At 60.8% G+C, this 17,428-nt stretch carries 13 protein-coding genes and 1 rRNA gene; 7 read left to right on the top strand and 7 right to left on the bottom strand.

All coding sequences use genetic code 11. The features are described from left to right. Positions 1-29: 29 nt before the first annotated feature. Positions 30-215, bottom strand: coding sequence for a hypothetical protein (locus VJR68_RS05660; protein ID WP_324146593.1), 186 nt, complete (start codon positions 213-215; stop codon positions 30-32). A gap of 548 nt (positions 216-763) precedes the next feature. Here VJR68_RS05660 and mnmG point away from each other — a divergent pair. The 4 genes from mnmG to VJR68_RS05640 all read left to right on the top strand — a co-directional run bounded on the left by mnmG (position 764) and on the right by VJR68_RS05640 (position 8,233). Continuing rightward, positions 764-2,641 carry a tRNA uridine-5-carboxymethylaminomethyl(34) synthesis enzyme MnmG gene (gene mnmG, locus VJR68_RS05655; RefSeq protein WP_324146592.1) on the top strand — a complete coding sequence of 626 codons (1,878 nt, stop codon included), beginning with the start codon at positions 764-766 and terminating at the stop codon, positions 2,639-2,641. Between the two features lie 161 nt (positions 2,642-2,802). After that, complete coding sequence (locus VJR68_RS05650; protein WP_324146591.1) at positions 2,803-3,573, top strand: RDD family protein; 771 nt, start codon at positions 2,803-2,805, stop codon at positions 3,571-3,573. A gap of 134 nt (positions 3,574-3,707) precedes the next feature. Next, positions 3,708-6,038 (top strand): Tex family protein, encoded by a 2,331-nt coding sequence (locus VJR68_RS05645; RefSeq protein ID WP_324146590.1) that lies wholly within the window; start codon positions 3,708-3,710, stop codon positions 6,036-6,038. Positions 6,039-6,190: 152 nt separating this feature from the next. Continuing rightward, on the top strand, positions 6,191-8,233 hold the full coding sequence (locus VJR68_RS05640; protein WP_324146589.1) for an autotransporter outer membrane beta-barrel domain-containing protein: 2,043 nt from the start codon (positions 6,191-6,193) through the stop codon (positions 8,231-8,233). A 73-nt stretch (positions 8,234-8,306) separates the two neighbouring features. Here VJR68_RS05640 and VJR68_RS05635 read toward each other — a convergent pair whose 3' ends face one another. Next, the gene (locus VJR68_RS05635) at positions 8,307-9,170 is read right to left on the bottom strand and encodes a YbaY family lipoprotein (RefSeq protein ID WP_324146588.1); all 864 of its coding nucleotides are present in this window, start codon (positions 9,168-9,170) and stop codon (positions 8,307-8,309) included. Between the two features lie 542 nt (positions 9,171-9,712). Here VJR68_RS05635 and VJR68_RS05630 point away from each other — a divergent pair. Continuing rightward, positions 9,713-10,291 (top strand): helix-turn-helix transcriptional regulator, encoded by a 579-nt coding sequence (locus VJR68_RS05630; RefSeq protein ID WP_324146587.1) that lies wholly within the window; start codon positions 9,713-9,715, stop codon positions 10,289-10,291. Positions 10,292-10,349: 58 nt separating this feature from the next. Here VJR68_RS05630 and glyS read toward each other — a convergent pair whose 3' ends face one another. Both glyS and glyQ read right to left on the bottom strand, forming a co-directional pair. After that, the gene (gene glyS / locus VJR68_RS05625; RefSeq protein ID WP_324146586.1) at positions 10,350-12,497 is read right to left on the bottom strand and encodes a glycine--tRNA ligase subunit beta; all 2,148 of its coding nucleotides are present in this window, start codon (positions 12,495-12,497) and stop codon (positions 10,350-10,352) included. Then, on the bottom strand, positions 12,494-13,402 hold the full coding sequence (glyQ, locus tag VJR68_RS05620) for a glycine--tRNA ligase subunit alpha (RefSeq protein WP_324146585.1): 909 nt from the start codon (positions 13,400-13,402) through the stop codon (positions 12,494-12,496). Before glyQ ends, glyS begins: the two co-directional genes overlap by 4 nt. An 89-nt stretch (positions 13,403-13,491) precedes the next feature. On the opposite strand from glyQ, the gene VJR68_RS05615 reads away from it, so the two are divergent. Together VJR68_RS05615 and VJR68_RS05610 are read left to right on the top strand one after the other, a co-directional pair. Further along, complete coding sequence (locus VJR68_RS05615) at positions 13,492-15,315, top strand: GspE/PulE family protein (protein WP_324146584.1); 1,824 nt, start codon at positions 13,492-13,494, stop codon at positions 15,313-15,315. Between the two features lie 28 nt (positions 15,316-15,343). Next, positions 15,344-16,072, top strand: a complete 729-nt coding sequence (locus VJR68_RS05610) for a glutamine amidotransferase (RefSeq protein ID WP_324146583.1) — start codon at positions 15,344-15,346, stop codon at positions 16,070-16,072. On the opposite strand, the gene VJR68_RS05605 is transcribed toward VJR68_RS05610, so the two are convergent. From VJR68_RS05605 to rrf, 3 genes are all read right to left on the bottom strand, one after another. Beyond that, entirely contained in the window at positions 16,069-16,392 is a 324-nt protein-coding gene (locus VJR68_RS05605; RefSeq protein ID WP_324146582.1) for a DUF1820 family protein, read from the bottom strand. The two genes, VJR68_RS05610 and VJR68_RS05605, sit on opposite strands and share 4 nt — an antisense overlap. Before the next feature lie 10 nt (positions 16,393-16,402). Continuing rightward, positions 16,403-17,089 carry a rhomboid family intramembrane serine protease gene (locus VJR68_RS05600; RefSeq protein ID WP_324146581.1) on the bottom strand — a complete coding sequence of 229 codons (687 nt, stop codon included), beginning with the start codon at positions 17,087-17,089 and terminating at the stop codon, positions 16,403-16,405. A 255-nt stretch (positions 17,090-17,344) separates the two neighbouring features. Continuing rightward, a 5S ribosomal RNA gene (rrf, locus tag VJR68_RS05595) occupies positions 17,345-17,428 on the bottom strand; the annotation flags it as partial.

Genomic DNA, 17,428 nt, shown 5'->3' with positions numbered 1-17,428 from the left:
CGTTGCGAGGCGGTATTTTGAAGATCCCGTCAAGCGGGAAGATGATCCAGTTCGCTGATCAGATGACTCATGCGCGATTCGATGCGCGGGCGAAGCTGTTCTTGCTGGACCGGATCGCGCTCGACGAGGTGATCCATCGCCATTTCGAGGCGACCGATTTCCACCATCAAGTCATGCCGCAAATACACCGGTGCAAATTCGTTACTGCTATCCATGACACACCCCTTTCTCTGCGTTGCATGGAATGCAGAGCAACAGGCGTGCCATCGCGTGATGCAGTTCACATCTTCACATTGGCTTACATCACGCTGTGACCTTTTCTGTCAGCAGTTGCCGTTAGCCGACAGAAATTTGCGTTTCAGTCACTTCATATTCACACGTGCGGGGCGATGATGCCTCTCACGCCACGGGGGGTTGCGGTCTTTATCCGTTATTGCCCGATGGGCCACCAGTTTCTGGCGCCCGGCACTACGGTCATCCTGGATTCCCCCTGTTCCTGAGACCGCCGGGCGCCAGATCTCTCTTCAAGAGATCAAAAAAATAGACGGCGCCCCGAAAGGGCGCCGTCTCTGCTTCCTCACCCGGTACGCGAAAGGACCCCTGCCGTCCTGTCTCAGCGCGCAAATCGCGCGGCATCTGCCCGTGAAAGTGCGATTTATCAAATGCAGAAAGCGTGCCAGCTTGGCGTAAGCATGCGTAGGTCATCGCTGACGGACGCTTCGCAGTATCATAAGCGCTTGTCCTTTCTTGCATTTACCCTCCGATGCTTCACCCGACCCCCTACGACGTGATCGTGATCGGCGGCGGCCATGCCGGCACTGAAGCCGCGCTTGCGTCGGCGCGCTGCGGCGCGCGCACGCTGCTGCTGAGCCACAACATCGAGACGATCGGCCAGATGAGCTGCAACCCCGCCATCGGCGGCATCGGCAAGGGTCATCTGGTGAAGGAAATCGACGCGCTGGGCGGGGCCATGGCCCACGCGGCGGACCGTGCCGGCATCCAGTGGCGCACGCTGAACGCGTCCAAAGGACCGGCCGTGCGCGCCACGCGCTGCCAGGCGGATCGCGTGTTGTACAAGGCCGCCATCCACCGCATGGTGGAAACCGAGCCGAACCTGGAGCTGTTCCAGCAAGCCGTCGACGATCTGCTGATCGAACAAGGCCGCGTGGTCGGCGTAGTGACGCAGATGGGCGTTTCCTTCCGTGCCAGGTCTGTAGTGCTCACGGCGGGCACCTTTCTGGCCGGCAAGATCCATATCGGGCCCGCCCAATACGCGGGCGGGCGCGCTGGCGATCCGCCGGCCACCACGCTGGCCCAACGCCTGCGTGAACTGCCGGTCGCGGCCGACCGCCTCAAAACCGGCACCCCCCCGCGCATCGATATGCGCAGCATCGATTTCAGCGGCCTGGAAGAACAGCCGGGGGATGATCCCGCGCCGGTGTTTTCCTATCTCGGCTCACGCGAGGACCATCCGCGCCAGGTAAGTTGCTGGATCACCCATACCAGCGCCCGCACGCATGACGTCATTCGCGGCGCGCTCGATCGCTCGCCGCTGTATACCGGCCAGATCGAGGGCGTCGGTCCGCGCTATTGCCCTTCCATCGAGGACAAGGTAGTGCGCTTTGCCGACAAGGGCTCGCACCAGATCTTCATCGAGCCGGAAGGCCTGGACAGCTTCGAGATCTATCCGAACGGCATCTCCACGTCGCTGCCGTTCGACGTGCAACTGGAGCTGGTCCATTCGATCAAGGGTTTCGAGAAGGCGCACATCACGCGTCCCGGCTATGCGATCGAATACGACTACTTCGACCCGCGCGGCCTGCACCCCTGGCTGGAGACCAAGACCATCCCCGGGCTATATTTCGCCGGCCAGATCAACGGCACCACGGGCTACGAAGAAGCCGCCGCGCAGGGACTGATTGCGGGCCTGAACGCCGCGCTGGCGGTGCAGGGCAAGGCGCCGTGGTATCCGCGTCGCGATGAAGCCTATATCGGCGTACTGATCGACGACCTCACCAGCAACGGCACCATCGAGCCCTATCGCATGTTCACCTCGCGCGCGGAGTACCGCCTGCATCTGCGCGAGGACAACGCGGATCTGCGCCTTACCGAAACCGGCCACGCGCTTGGCGTCGTGCCGCAGGCACGCTTCGATGCGCTGCGCACTAAACGCGAAGCCGTGGAACGGGAAACGCAGCGCCTGGGCGCCTTGTGGGCGGCGCCGAACAACACGCTGGGCGCGGCGATCGAACGGCAGCTCGGCATTGCCGTGAGCCGTGAAACCAACGCACTGGACCTGCTGCGCCGGCCCGAACTCGACTACGCAGCGCTGGCCAAGGTGCCCGAACTGGGGCCGATGGTCGATCGCGAAGACGTCGCCGCACAGGTCGAGGTCCAAACCAAGTACGCCGGTTATCTTGAACGCCAGCGCGAGGAAATCGAACGCCAGCGCCGCCATGAAAGCACGGCTATTCCCGCCAGCTTCGATTACGACAAAGTGCGCGGCCTGTCTGCCGAAGTGCTGTTGAAGCTCAAACGCAGCACGCCGGCGACGATCGGGCAGGCAGCGCGTATCAGTGGCGTCACGCCAGCAGCCATTTCATTGCTGCTGGTGCATCTGAAGCGTCGCGACGCGGCGTGATGCTGACAGCAGCACATGTCCGTCCAGTCAGCGCTCGTGACAACTCCGCGATCCACAATCCGCGTGTTTACAGTGCTCGATTGACGATGCGCCACGCGTCCCGCCCTCCGGTCATGTGCCGCATGGCATCATCCGCAGCTACACTCTGTGAGAATTGAGCGATGGAAGTTTGGATCGGTCGCAACGGCGAACGTCACGGCCCTTATCAGGAAGAACAGGTGAAAGAGTGGCTGCGCAGCGGCCAGCTCAGTCCTGAGGATCTCGGCTGGTACGAAGGATTGGCAGACTGGCGACCGCTATCGCTGCTGTTTCCGCAAGACAAACCGGTGCCCGCACCCAATCCCTATGGCCCGCCGCCGCTGCAGCAAACCCAGCAGGCGCAACCGGCAAGCCGCGCCATCCATTTCGATTACGCCAGCTTCTGGCAACGCTTCGGCGCGTGGGTAATCGATCTGCTGATCCTGATGATTCCCTCCATGATCGTGACCTACGCACTTGGCGGCGTAGAAGCTTACAAGCATCTGCTCGATCAGATTCAAGCCGGCGCCGATATGGCCACGGCCTTGCGTGATTACGCCAAGGCAACGGAAGGCGCCAATGTGGCATCACTGGCCATCACATTCCTGTATTACATGATCTTTGAAACATCCAAGCTGCAAGCCACGCCAGGCAAGCTGGCGCTGCGCCTGCGCGTGACCGACCTCAATGGGCAGCGCATTACGCTTGGCCGTTCGGCTGCACGCAATATCGTGAGATTGCTGGGCGCGGTGTTCGGTTTGATCCCGATCGTCTGCTACCTGGCCATCACTTGGACGCAGCGCAAGCAGGGCCTGCACGATCTGTGGGCCAGCACCTTCGTGCTCAACGGCACCGCGCAGGAACAGCCGCCGAGCCGCGCAAACGGCGAACAACCCGGCCACTTCAATGCCTGATTGATCACCTCGATACGGCGCAGCCTTCTGGGCTTGCGCCGCTTTTTTTGTCATGCTCGCCCACCGGCAACGCATGACGTTCTCGCCAGACGCGTTTGTCGCATTACCAAACTCCAGGAATTTCGTTTAGTCCCATGCTCAGCATTGAACAACGCATCGCCCAGGACATCGCCGCCAAATCCGAACAGGTACGCGCCGCAGTGGAATTGCTCGATGGTGGCGCCACCGTGCCCTTCATCGCGCGCTACCGCAAGGAAGTCACCGGAGGTCTCGACGACACGCAATTGCGCACGCTCGAAGAACGCCTGCGCTATCTGCGCGAACTGGAAGAACGCCGCACGGCGATCCTCGCCAGCGTCGAAGAACAAGGCAAACTCACTGACGCGCTGAAGCAAGACATTCTCGAAGCCGAAACGAAGGCACGCCTGGAAGATCTCTACCTGCCGTACAAGCCCAAGCGCCGCACCAAGGCGCAGATCGCACGCGAAGCCGGCCTGGAACCGCTCGCCATCGGCCTGCGCGAAGACCCCACGCAGTCGCCCGAAGCATTCGCCGAGCAATTCGTGGACGCGGAAAAAGGCGTGACCGACGTGCGCGCCGCGCTCGATGGCGCACGCGCCATTCTGATGGAAAGCATCGCCGAAGATGCGCAGCTGCTGGGCGAGTTGCGCGACTGGCTGTGGGAGAAAGGCCAGATCCGCGCCAAAGTTGTCGAAGGCAAGGAAAATGAAGGCGCGAAATTCCGCGACTATTTCGATCACATGGAAGCGATCGGCAAGATTCCTTCGCATCGCCTGTTGGCGCTGATGCGCGCGCGCAACGAAGGCGTGATCGAATTGGAGCTGTTGCCCGCGGCAGAAGCCGAACAAGGTCACCTGGAAGGCGAAGGTCGCGTCGCGTCGCACAGCGGCATCATCGATCGCGGCCGTGCTGCCGATGCATGGCTGCGTGAAACGGTGCGCATGACCTGGCGCGTGAAACTGCACTTGCATCTCACGCTGGATCTGTTCGGTCGCGTGCGCGAAACCGCGGAAGACGAAGCCATCCGCGTGTTCGGCGACAACCTCAAGGATCTGATGTTGGCCGCACCCGCTGGCGCCAAGACGGTGATGGGGCTGGACCCCGGCATCCGCACCGGCGTGAAAGTGGCCGTGGTCGATGCCACCGGCAAACTGCTGGCGACCGACACTGTCTATCCGCACGAACCGCGCAACCAGTGGGATCAGTCGATCGCACGGTTGGCGGTGTTGAGCAAGCAGCATGGCGTCAACCTGATCGCTATCGGTAATGGCACGGCGTCACGCGAAACGGACAAACTGGCCGGCGAGCTGATCAAGAAACACGCGGATTTGAAGCTGTCAAAAATCGTAGTGAGTGAAGCGGGTGCGTCGGTGTATTCCGCCTCGGAAACGGCGGCCAAGGAATTTCCGGATCTCGACGTGAGCTTGCGCGGTGCCGTGTCCATCGCGCGCCGTCTGCAGGATCCGCTGGCAGAGCTGGTGAAGATCGAGCCCAAAGCGATCGGCGTCGGCCAATACCAGCATGACGTGAATCAGGTAAAGCTGGCGCGCGCGCTGGATGCGAAAGTGGAAGACTGCGTCAACGCGGTCGGCGTGGACGTCAACACCGCATCGGCCGCCTTGCTGTCGCGCGTGGCAGGCCTTACGCCCAGCGTCGCCGAGAACGTGGTAAAGCATCGCGACGCCAATGGCCCCTTCCCGAACCGCAAAGCCCTGTTGAAGGTGCCGCGCCTGGGTGACAAGGCGTTCGAACAATGCGCCGGCTTTTTGCGCATTCCCAACGGCGACAGCCCGTTGGACGCAAGCTCGGTGCATCCCGAGGCCTATCCGGTGGTGGAGCGCATCATCGCGCAATGCGGCCGCGAGGTGAAAAGCATCGTCGGCGACATCACCTTCCTGCGCAGCCTGAAGCCCGAGCAGTACACCGACGAGCGATTCGGCGTGCCGACGGTGCGCGACATTCTCAAGGAACTGGAAAAGCCCGGCCGCGATCCGCGTCCGGAATTCGTCGCGCCGAGTTTTGCCGAAGGCGTGGAAGACCTGAAGGATCTCAAGCTCGGCATGATCCTCGAAGGCCGCGTCACCAACGTGGCGGCATTCGGTGCCTTCGTCGACATCGGCGTGCATCAGGATGGGCTGGTGCATGTCTCTGCGCTATCCCACACCTTTGTGAAAGACCCGCGCGACGCCGTCAAAGCCGGCGACATTGTCAAGGTGAAGGTGATGGACGTGGACATCCCCCGCCAGCGCATCGCGCTATCGATGCGCCTGGACGACGAACCCGGCCAACAGGCACGCAGCGGCAAGCCGGCCGCTGGTGACGCGCGAGGAGGCAGGGACAACCGCGGCGGCTCGCGGCCTGGCGGTTCACCAGCAGCGAAACCGGCTTCGGCGCCTGCCAACAGTGCTTTTGCCGATGCGCTTTCGCGGGCGTTGAAGCGCTGACGCGCAGACATTGCTGCTTCTGTCATAGCGGCTTGCGTCCTCAAGCATGAGGCGCACTAGCGGAGTTCCCCATACGGCAGCGCAGCATGCGCTGCCGTATGGCATGCATTAACGTAACACTCCGATAACAAACAACGCAGGAGCACCCACACATGTTCCACCCTCGAAAGATCGCTGGCGCCGTGGCGCTGGCCCTCGGCATGGTTGGCGCGGTTCACGCTACCGGCAATCCGAATTCCACGTTCAACAGCGTGGTGGTTTTTGGCGACAGCCTTAGCGATGCCGGCAACATTTCGCTGGCGACCGATCCGAGCATCCAGCCCCCGCTGAAGTTCACGACCAATCCCGGCAATGTGACGATTCAGAACGTAGCCGCCGGCCTCGGCTATTCGCTGACCGCTTCGCTGGCTGGCGGCACCGACTACGCCTGGGGTGGCGCGGGTATCACCAACAACTCGCCGGGCACGCCCTCCACCGTGCCGACCATCACCAGCCAGGTGACCAGCTATCTGGCGAGCAGTAGCGTGAATCCGCATGCGCTGTATGCCATCTGGGGTGGCGCCAACGATATTTTCAACGCCGCCACGTCGGTAGCCGCCGGCTCAGTCGCGCAGCAACTGATTGCACAAACACTGGCTGCACAGGCTTCCCAGGCAGTTACCGCCGGCCTGATTCCGAATAATCCGGTGGCCATTGCCGCGTTCGAAGCGCAGATCACGCCACTGGTCACCGCCCAGGTGAATGCACAGGTGGCCGCAGCGGCGGGTGTGTCCTCGCTACAGACGGCCACCCAGGCGCAAACCACCGTTGCCGCTGCCGGACAGCAGGAAGTGAAGCTGATCGGTGCCCTGCAGGCGGCTGGCGCGAAAAACATCGTGGTGTTCAACCTGCCCAATATCGGCCTGACACCCGAAGCACTCGCACAGGGCGCCTCGGCGGCTTCATCGCTGACCGGGCTCAGCGTTATTTACAACAGCCAGCTCAACGCGGGTCTTGGCCACTTGGGCAAAGGCATCATTCCCGTCAACACCTTTGCCCTGCTCAATCAGGTCGTGGCGAATCCCGGGGCGTACGGCTTTAGCAATGTCACCACGCCGGCGTGCGGTGCAGGCTCAAGTTCAGTGCAATGCGGCCCGCAAGGTTCCGGCCTGCCCTACACCTATGCCGCAGGCACCAATCAGACCTACCTGTTCGCGGATGGCGTGCATCCCACCACAGCAGCAGACGTGATGCTTTCGCAGGTGGTGCTCTCCGAGCTGGCCGCGCCGCAGCAGATTTCCCTGTTGCAGGAAGCACCGCTCGCCGCGGTGACTACGCAGACGGCCGTGGTGCGCAACCAGATGATGGCCGATAGCTTCGGCAGCACCACGCGTGCGTTCGCCGATCTCAGCTATTCGAATCAGCATTTCGATCAGCGTGCCGGCGCTCCCCGCACCAGCAGCAATAATGTCGATCTCACCGTGGGTGCGGACATTCACGCGACGGACAACATCTCCGCGGGTGTCGCGCTGGGCATCGGTGAACATACCGCCGATGTCACCAGCGGCGGCGGCTACAAGCTGCAGGCCCTCACGGGACTGGGTTATGTCACCTGGCACAGCGGCGGTGCTTACGCCGGCGTCTATGGTGACTTCGGCCAGGCCAGCTACACCAATGTCAACCGCGTGTTCATGATCGGCGACGCTCGTACGAACGAAAGCGGCAAGGTCGATGGCTCGTATGTCGGTTTAGGGCTGCACGGCGGCTACTGGTTCGACGTGGGCACGGTGAAGACCGGTCCGTTCGCGAACTTCGAGTATCAGAACATCAGGGTGGACAGCTATAACGAAAACGGCAATGACGCGACCGCCATGTGGTTCGGCCACCAGTCGCGCAATGCCTTGATCAGCACATTGGGTTGGCGCCTGCAGGGCACGCTGCATACCCAGGGCATGGCCGTGACGCCCTATGTCGAGTTGGGTTGGAACCATGACAGCCGCGCTGGCACCGACATGGTCACCGCTGGCCTCAACAGCATGAACGGCAGCTTCGACATGGCTGGCTTCACGCCGGACAAGAACTGGGGCTCGGTCAACGCTGGCCTGAGCGCGCAGGTCACCTCGAACCTGTCCGCCTGGGTAGCCTTCAACAGCCATTTCGCCGATCACAGCCAGAGCATGAACGGCTTCAACGTGGGAGTGAAGTACGGCTTCTAAGCCGTACTTTCCCCTGGCAACAAAAAAGCCGTCCAGTTTGGACGGCTTTTTTATTCCAGCGCGGGAAGCGGGCTTACTTGCCCTTGCCGCCCGTTGCCAGATTGAGGATGTCCTTGGACTGCTGCTGCAGGTTCTGGGCATCGCTATCGCTCAACGGCGAATTGTTGCCATCCGCCTCATGCGTCTTCAGCACCAGCGAACCATCGTCACCCCAACCGGCGGTATCCACCGAACTGGGCTTGGCGTTCTGGCTGGACTTCTTCTGCTGCTGCACCACCCACGGCTTGCCATCCTTGTAGGCGTAATCCGTGCTGGTAAAGCCCTTGTCGCCGTAATCGACCAGCTCGCGGATGAACTTCACTTCGCCGCCATCGCGGAAGACCTGCCAGGCCAGCGAGGCATCCTTCTCCAGTTTGGTGCCGGCGGAGCGCTTCATGCCGCCGATCTGCTTCTGCACGCCCTGGAACTGTGCCAGGAGCTTTTCGCCCGGCGTCTGTTCGGGGGTGAGTTCAACCTTGACGTTGGTGGTCGGGTTGCCCTTGGTCAACACCGGCGCCTGCAGCGGCATGGTGTAGTGACGATCACCATCCACCAGCTGCGCCTGCACGATGTACAGATCGTTGGTGGCTACGTTGGCGGGATTGAAATCCAGCTCGAACGATTGCGGGAAGGTGGTGGCGGGCGCAATTTCCTTGGTGGCCAGCGGCGCGGAGCCCTGTGCCGTCACGTCGACGATACTGATGTCGAGCTTGCTCTGCTGCGAAGGCGTGCCGCCGCCACGGATCGTGACGGTACCGGTAACGCTGTGCGCGGGACCGGCCGGCGCACTTGCTTCGGTATTTCCCGTGTCGGTCGACGACGACGGATTTGAAGAATTGTTGCAGCCGGCTAGTGCCACCGCTGCCACTGTCATCAGCGACCAAACAACGCTGCGCATGGGATGGAAACCTCGGGTTGGATCGATTCGAACGCGATGCCTGCCGAACGCATCGCGTCGCAAACAGCGCGGGGGAGCCTCAGAGCATAGCCCAAAGACCACGGACGGAAAAGTCAACGGGCCAGATGTACCATTCGTGACCGTATGTTTATCTTTGAGGCGGTACTTCTCGCACGGACCAAATTCGAATGACCGACCGACTTTGTCTGATAGCTCGCGACTTAAAAAGTCGAAAAAATCGCACGGATGCAGGGCCCTGTTACCACACCTCAATTCGTAAAGAAGCGCGAGCCGCGGGCTCATTCCTGCTCAACCGCAGTTTCTTGCCCCATCGCAATACCGATGTGTCAACCCCGAACAGACTGACGCGTTTGTGCGGCCTAGGATGACTTCGAATCATGCCGCCACCCGCAAATTCATGCGGCATGACATCAGAAAGTTGCGGCAGCCGACACTTTCACGAAGGCCGGCTGGTCTATAAAACCGGAACGCTGGCAAGTACTTACCAGTCCCCAACGCTCGAAATCTGTGGAATTTTTGCGATGAATCTGCAAACGCACACACCCCTCACCCTCCCCGCCACCACCTTTGCCGATCGCATAAAGTTGCTGATCCAGCGCGTGGGCAGCGTGACGGAAATCGCTCGAATGTGTGGGTTCTCGGAAGGGGTGGTGCGTAGTTGGCGCGACGGAAACACCGATCCCTCGCGTGCCCGTTGCGTCACTTTGGCCCGCACCTTGGGAATTTCGCTGGTCTGGCTGGTGGCTGGCGAGGGATCGATGCTGGATCCCAGCGCCGTGGTCCCGGATGATATGAACGCCACCACCAGCTCCGAATCCATCGTCTCGCGCCATCGCTCCAAGCTGCGCACGGCGGCCGAAACGCTGGAAGCCACTGGCATGGATGTGCAGCGCTTGAACACGGCGCTGCGCATTCTGCAATCGGAGCTGGATCTGGCGGACAGCCATCTGACGCTGGCCGAGAACTCGGACATGCTTGCCGAGCTTTATGACATCCTCGGTCCGGGCGGCAACGATGTGGATGCGACCGCGATGGTGGCCTTCAACCACCGGCTGGCCGAACGCCTGAAAGGCCGTGCGGCGACTCGTTTGGCGTCCTGATTCAAGTATCCGGACAGATAAAAAAGCGGCCTCTGGGGCCGCTTTTTTTGTTCAACCGTTACAGCCGCGCAATATCGGCAATGGCCGTGAACTGCGCCTTCAATCGCCCAAGCAACGCAAGCCGGTTGGCGCGCACCACCGGGTTGTCGGCATTCACCAACACGTGATCGAAGAACGCATCGACCGGCGCCTGCAGCTGCGCAAGACGTGCGAGCACCGCGGTGTAATCGCGGCGTTGCAGCGCTGTGGCCGTGTCAGCCTGGGCCGCTTCCAAGGCTTGCGCCAAAGCGCGCTCCGCATCTTCTTCGAAGTGCGCCGGATCAACGTGCTCGCGGATGCTCTGGGCGCCGTGTTCTTCCTGTTGCTTGCGGAGGATGTTGGCGACGCGCTTGTTGGCGCCGGCCAGGCTCAATGCCTCCGGCTGCCGGCCGAATTCGAGCACGGCACGTAATCGGCGATCAAAATCGACCAGGCTGATGGGCGCGACGGCCAGCACGGCTTCGTATTGCTCGGTCGTAAAGCCCTTTTCTGCGTAGTAGCCACGCAGGCGTTCGAGCACGAATTCACTGAGCTCGGACATGAGTGCAGCTCGGCGTTGGCCCGCATCAAGGACAGGTGCTTTGCCGTCTCTGCCTGGTTTCAGGCCGGCTGCAAGCGCGGCTTCCGGCAGCAACTCCAGCGCTTCGGCGAACAATGCCTTGTGATCGAGCTCAAGGCCGCCTTCGATCAACGTGCGCGCCAGACCCAAGGCCGCGCGGCGCAGCGCGAAGGGATCCTTGTTGCCGCCAGGCTTCAACCCCACGGCAAAAATGCCGGCCAGCGTGTCGACGCGTTCGGCAATCGCAAGCACTTGCCCAACTTTGCCCGCGGCGATCGTGTCGCCGGCGAAGCGTGGCTGATAGATGCTATCCAGCGCATCGGCCACCTCGGGCGATTCCTTGTCGTGCTGCGCGTAGTAGCGACCCATCACGCCTTGCAGCTCTGGAAATTCGCCAACCATGCGGGTGAGCAAATCGCATTTGGCCAGCGCAGCCGCGCGCGTTGCCTGACCGGCGTCCACCTCGACGCGATTGGCCACGATGCGCGCGATCTCGGCTACGCGCACGCTTTTGTCCCACAAGCTGCCCAACGCTTGCTGATAGGTGACGTTCTTCAACGCTTCTTGATAGCTTGCCAGCGGTGTCTTCAGGTCTTCATCCCAGAAGAATTTCGCATCGGCAAAACGCGGGCGAATGACGCGTTCGTAGCCTTTGCGAATTTCATTCGGGCGCTTGCTGTCGATATTGGCGATGCCGATGAAATGCTCGGTGAGCTTGTCGTGTGCATCGAACACCGGCACGAACTTCTGGTTGGCTTCCATCGTGGTGACAAGCGCTTCCGGCGGCACGCTCAGGAATGCGCTATCAAACGTGCAGGCGATCGCGACGGGCCACTCGGTAAGGTTGGCGATTTCATCCAGCAACGCATCGTCAAGCCGCGGTGTACCGCGGGTTTCCTTGGCTACACGTGCTACTTCATCGCGAATGCGTTGGCGGCGTTCCATCGGGTCGGCCAACACTTTCGCCATGCGCAATGCATCGACGTAGCTATCCGCATCCGCCAGATGCACGGGTTGCGGATGCATGAAACGATGACCGCGTGACTGACGTCCGCTGCGCAAACCCAGCACCTGGCCATCAATGATGGTGGCGCCATGCAACATGACCAGCCAATGCACCGGGCGCACAAAGCTGTAGTCGTGATCGGCCCAGCGCATCGGCTTCGGAATCGGCAAGCCTTTAAGTGCTTCCTCGACGATTTCCGGCAGCAGCGCCGCGACCGGCTGGCCTGGTTTTACCGTGCGATATACAAACCAGGAACCCTTGTCGGTTTCCAGCTTTTCCAGTTGCTCGACACCAACGCCACACGATTGCGCAAAACCGACCAGTGCCTTGCTGGGATGGCCCTGCGCGTCGATCGACGCGTTCACCGCCGGGCCGCGGCGTTCGATGGATTGTTCCGGCTGCGCTACAGCGACTTCAGGAACATGGACGGCCAAACGCCGCGGTGTTACGTATAGCACGGCCTGCTCAAGCTGTGCGTCAATACCGCGCTTGCCCAGTCCTTCGCAAATACCACGCAGGAACGATGCACCCAATTCATCCAGCGATTTCGGCGGCAGCTCTTCCGTGCCCAGCTCGATGAGCAATGACTTGGCAGCGCTCATGCGGCCTGCTCCTTCTGTTGCTTCAATCCGGGAAAACCAAGCTTTTCACGCTGCGCCACATACGCTTCCGCCACGCTGCGTGACAAGGTGCGCACGCGCAGGATGTAACGCTGGCGTTCCGTGACGCTGATGGCGCGACGGGCATCCAGCAGATTGAACGTATGACTGGCTTTCATGACCTGCTCATAGGCCGGCAATGGCAAGCCTGCTGCAATCAGCTTGTTGGCCTCGCCTTCGCACACATCGAACCAGCGCAGCAATTCGGTGACGTTGGCGTGCTCGAAGTTGTAGATGCTCTGCTCCACTTCGTTCTGGTGGAACACATCGCCATAGGTGACCTTGCCGTGCGGGCCTTCGGTCCAGATCAGGTCGTAGACGTTGTCCACGTTTTGCAGATACATCGTGAGGCGCTCCAGGCCGTAGGTGATCTCGCCCGTGACCGGTCTGCATTCCAGGCCACCGGCCTGCTGGAAGTAGGTGAACTGGGTCACTTCCATGCCGTTGAGCCAGACTTCCCACCCGAGGCCCCAGGCGCCAAGCGTGGGGGACTCCCAGTTGTCTTCCACGAAGCGCAGATCGTGCACTTGCGGATCGAGGCCCAGCTCCTTGAGCGAGCCGATGTACAGCTCAAGGATGTTTTCCGGATTCGGCTTCATCACCACCTGATACTGGTAGTAGTGCTGCAGGCGGTTGGGGTTTTCGCCGTAGCGCCCATCGGTGGGGCGGCGCGACGGTTGGACGTAGGCAGCAGCCCAAGGCTCCGGACCAAGCGCACGCAAAAACGTGGCGGGATGGAACGTGCCCGCGCCAACCTCGGTATCGAGCGGTTGCAGCAGCACGCACCCCTGGCGGCCCCAGTAGCGGTTAAGGGTCTGGATCACATCCTGGAAGGTAGGCGCGGACATCTCTTTCCTAACCTGAGTGTAAAGCGGGTTAGTATAGCCGCAGCGCGTCTTTTCGCCGGTTTTCTGCGCGATACAAGGGGAATCCGCCCATGCCAGCAACGCAACAAATCGCCTCCATGTTGGGCCGTCGCGGCCGGCTGGCGCTGGACGACGTTCTGGCAGCCCTGGTGGTGGATGGCTACCTCTCGGCGGACGATGCCAAGCAATTGCGCATCGGCAATCGCGCCGGGCGCAGCTCGGTAGAGTTGAATCCGCTGGTGATCATTGCCAACGCCAAGCTGATCAATCGCCGCGATCCCGGCCGGCCGCTGAGCCTGGAAGGCCTGACCGAATGGCTGGCCGGCCAGGCCGGCCTGCCGTATCTCAAAATTGATCCGATGAAGATCAATGTGGCCGCCGTGACGCAGGTGGTGAGCCACGCCTATGCGCAGCGGCATCGCATCCTTCCCGTAGCAGCCACGACGGGCGAAGTGACGTTTGCCACGGCAGAACCGTTCGACAATTCCTGGTCGAAGGATCTGGCGCAGATGTTACGCCGTGATGTGCATCGCGTTGTGTCCAGTCCGATTGATATCAATCGGTATCTGCAGGAGTTCTACGGCGTCCAGCGTTCGATCCAGTTGGCGAAGGATGCCAAGAACCAGAGCGGTTACGACTCCTCAGCCTTGCTCAACTTCGAGCAGTTGCTGGAACTCGGCAAAGCCGGTGAGGTCGGTGCCGATGATCGGCACGTCGTCCATATTGTGGACTGGTTGCTGCAATACGCGTTTGAACAGCGCGCGTCGGATATCCATCTGGAACCGCGCCGCGAAGCGGGCATGATGCGGTTTCGCATCGACGGCGTAATGCACAAAGTATTTGAACTGCCGCCGCCGGTGATGACGGCAGTCACGTCGCGCATCAAGATTCTTTCGCGCATGGACGTCGCAGAAAAACGCCGCCCGCAAGATGGCCGCATCAAGACGCGCGCCTCGTCGGGCCGCGAAGTGGAACTGCGTATTTCAAGCATGCCCACCGCGTTCGGCGAAAAGATGGTGATGCGTATTTTCGATCCGGACATCGTCGCCAAGGATTTCTCGCAGCTCGGCTTCTCGCCTTCCGAAGACACGCTATGGCGAAGCATGGTGGAGCGTCCGCACGGCATTGTGCTGGTAACCGGACCGACCGGTTCGGGCAAGACCACCACGCTGTATTCCACGTTGAAGCATCTGGCCACGCCAGATATCAACGTGTGCACGGTGGAAGACCCGATCGAAATGGTCTCGCCCGAATTCAACCAAATGCAGGTGCAGCCTTCGATCGATCTGGATTTCGCCGCTGGCGTGCGCACGCTGTTGCGCCAGGATCCGGACATCATCATGGTCGGCGAAATTCGCGATCTTGAAACCGCGCAGATGGCGGTGCAGGCCTCGTTGACCGGCCACCTGGTGTTATCGACGTTGCATACCAACGATGCGCCTAGCGCGGTAACGCGCTTGCTCGATCTAGGCGTGCCGCATTACTTGATTCAATCGACGCTCACCGGTGTGGTTGCACAGCGCCTGGTGCGTACGTTGTGTCCACATTGCAAGCTGGAAACGCAGCAGGATCCGCACGAATGGACGGTGTTGACGCATGGCTGGTCGATGCCCGTGCCCGAGCGCGTCTACAAGCCGGCGGGCTGCTTGGAATGCCGCCATACCGGCTTTATGGGCCGTACCGGCATTTATGAAATGATGCCGTTGAGCCCACGCTTGCGCAGCATGATCGGCGCGCAACTGGATCTGATCCATTTCAGCCAGGGCGCCTTGCTTGAAGGGATGCGCCCGTTGCGCATTTCCGCCGCGGATCAGGTTGCGCGTGGACTGACCACCGTACAGGAAGTGCTGACTGTGTTACCGCCGGTCGAGCATGTCGAAGATTCACCTCCTTGATGAAACCCCGATCACCCATTTTGCTCGCATGAAGCCAGTCCTGATCATCCGCACCGGCCAGGCGCCCGATAATATCAAAGCGCGCCACGGCGATTTTCCTCATTGGTTTCGTTTAAGTGCGCAATTAGCGCCGCAGCAAGTGCGGGTCGTGAATGTTGCGGCGGGAGAAGCGTTGCCGCCGCCGCAGGAGATATCCGGCGCATTGATTACCGGCTCAGCAGCGATGGTGACCGATCGCGCGCCGTGGAGCGAACAAACGGCGGGATGGATCCGTCATGCAGTGGACGTGGACCTGCCATTGCTCGGCGTCTGTTACGGTCATCAGCTCATGGCGCACGCGTTGGGCGGGCGGGTCGACTATCTGCCGGGCGGGCGAGAAATCGGTACCTTGCCGATCGATCTGCTACCTGGCGCGGAACACGATGCATTGACCGCCTTTCTACCTACCCAATTTCGCGCGCACACGACGCACGAACAAAGCGTGCTTGAAATTCCAAAGGGTGCAAAAGTGCTGGCTCGCTCTGCGCGCGATCCGCATCACCTGATTCGCTATGGCCGTAGCGCCGTCAGCGTGCAGTTTCATCCCGAATTCAATGCGGACGTGATGCGTGCCTACATTCGGCGCAAGCATCATGACATGCATCGCGAAGGTTTCGATCCGCACCACACTTATAGGCAGGTGGCCGCAACACCTCTTGCAAGGCGTTTGCTCAGGATGTTTTCAAGACATCACGGGCTCAGCCAGGCGCCGCGTTAGCGATTACGTGGGGGCATCGGGAACGGAGTAACTTTTTGTCCATCCGCCGCGTCGCGGATGGCAAGCACACCCTTGCGATCAACTTCTTCAATGCGCACCACGGCTTGCATGGGTAGATGCAGCACGCGCGTGTCCTTGAACTCCTCGCGCAGACGTTCTTCGGTGGGATCCACCACAATGCCCTCGCCTGCCGGCTCGAATATCAGATCGCCAACTTCGGTGAAACCCCAGAGGCTGCTCGATGCAACGTGTCGGGCGTATAGCTCGTAGCATTTGCCCAGATGCAGGAAAGTTACTTTGTAGAGTTTTTGATTGCGCATAGTGCTTATTTTACCGGCGCATGCGACGCATGATGGCATCGCGTGATAACAGCGCGAACAATACGCCGAACAAAAAGCCTGCCAGGTGTGTCCACCAGGCGTATCCGCCATAGCTGGGCCCACCCAGGTAACTGAAAAGCAACTGCAGCAGAGCCCAGATTCCGATCAGCAGAAATGCTGGCACACGTACGAATTCCAGATAGAAGCCAAGGGGAAGGACCAACCCCAAACGTGCTCGCGGAAACAGAGAAACGTATGCACCGAGCACAGCCGATACCGCACCACTGCAACCAATAATGGGCCTGACTTCCCCGGCGAGCGAGATGGCTCCGGCAAAATTAGCCACGACGCCGCCAAGCAGGAACAGGATCAGGAAACGGATCGATCCTAAGGTGCGCTCCGCTGGAATCCCGAAGATCATGAGGAACAAAAGATTGCTCAGCAAATGCAGCCACGCAACGTGGATGAATAGCGCCGTGACCAGGCGTAGCAAAGCGGGATCTCGAAGCTGTTGCCAGATGGGTTGGTGCGTATCGAATACATTGGCCGGAACAGTGCCCCACTCCAGCAGGAACGTGATTCGCCGCGGCGGGGACATCAAAGCCAAAGCGACAAATGTCACCACGCAAATTAAGATCAGCAGCATGGCCGCCCAATGCAGACGCGGCTGACGTCGGGTTTCCACATTCACAAACACGGCGTTCTCCTCGACGAGCGCACTGGTCGAGCATTCCGGGGATACATCTTAGGCGATAACGGCGATGTTCTCGCGACGCGGAGCCTTCGAAGCGCCTGCCCTGATGACAAGCGCAGCGATCCATGGTGCACGCGTCCCGCTCCTTTTCTCGGATGGCGCGCCCCTGCAACGCCCGACCTCGCCACCGTCGATGCCAAAGCCAAAGCCATAAAGTAAAACGCCTTCCCGGTTGGGAAGGCGTTTTAGGGATAAAGCCCCTGGCGGTGACCTACTCTTGCATGGAAGTCCACACTACCATCGGCGCAGCTGCGTTTCACTTCCGAGTTCGGGATGGGATCG

The organism is Dyella sp., from assembly GCF_035277725.1.
In the GTDB taxonomy this organism is placed as follows: Bacteria; Pseudomonadota; Gammaproteobacteria; order Xanthomonadales; family Rhodanobacteraceae; genus Dyella_B.
Note: the sequence above shows the minus strand (reverse complement) of the source record. Positions and strands in the feature narration are given on the sequence as shown.

Coding starts and splice junctions, on each gene's coding strand:
- VJR68_RS05660 (WP_324146593.1), bottom strand. CDS start 215: ATGGATAGCAGTAACGAATTTGCACCGGTGTATTTGCGGCATGACTTG.
- mnmG (WP_324146592.1), top strand. CDS start 764: ATGCTTCACCCGACCCCCTACGACGTGATCGTGATCGGCGGCGGCCAT.
- VJR68_RS05650 (WP_324146591.1), top strand. CDS start 2,803: ATGGAAGTTTGGATCGGTCGCAACGGCGAACGTCACGGCCCTTATCAG.
- VJR68_RS05645 (WP_324146590.1), top strand. CDS start 3,708: ATGCTCAGCATTGAACAACGCATCGCCCAGGACATCGCCGCCAAATCC.
- VJR68_RS05640 (WP_324146589.1), top strand. CDS start 6,191: ATGTTCCACCCTCGAAAGATCGCTGGCGCCGTGGCGCTGGCCCTCGGC.
- VJR68_RS05635 (WP_324146588.1), bottom strand. CDS start 9,170: ATGCGCAGCGTTGTTTGGTCGCTGATGACAGTGGCAGCGGTGGCACTA.
- VJR68_RS05630 (WP_324146587.1), top strand. CDS start 9,713: ATGAATCTGCAAACGCACACACCCCTCACCCTCCCCGCCACCACCTTT.
- glyS (WP_324146586.1), bottom strand. CDS start 12,497: ATGAGCGCTGCCAAGTCATTGCTCATCGAGCTGGGCACGGAAGAGCTG.
- glyQ (WP_324146585.1), bottom strand. CDS start 13,402: ATGTCCGCGCCTACCTTCCAGGATGTGATCCAGACCCTTAACCGCTAC.
- VJR68_RS05615 (WP_324146584.1), top strand. CDS start 13,492: ATGCCAGCAACGCAACAAATCGCCTCCATGTTGGGCCGTCGCGGCCGG.
- VJR68_RS05610 (WP_324146583.1), top strand. CDS start 15,344: ATGAAGCCAGTCCTGATCATCCGCACCGGCCAGGCGCCCGATAATATC.
- VJR68_RS05605 (WP_324146582.1), bottom strand. CDS start 16,392: ATGCGCAATCAAAAACTCTACAAAGTAACTTTCCTGCATCTGGGCAAA.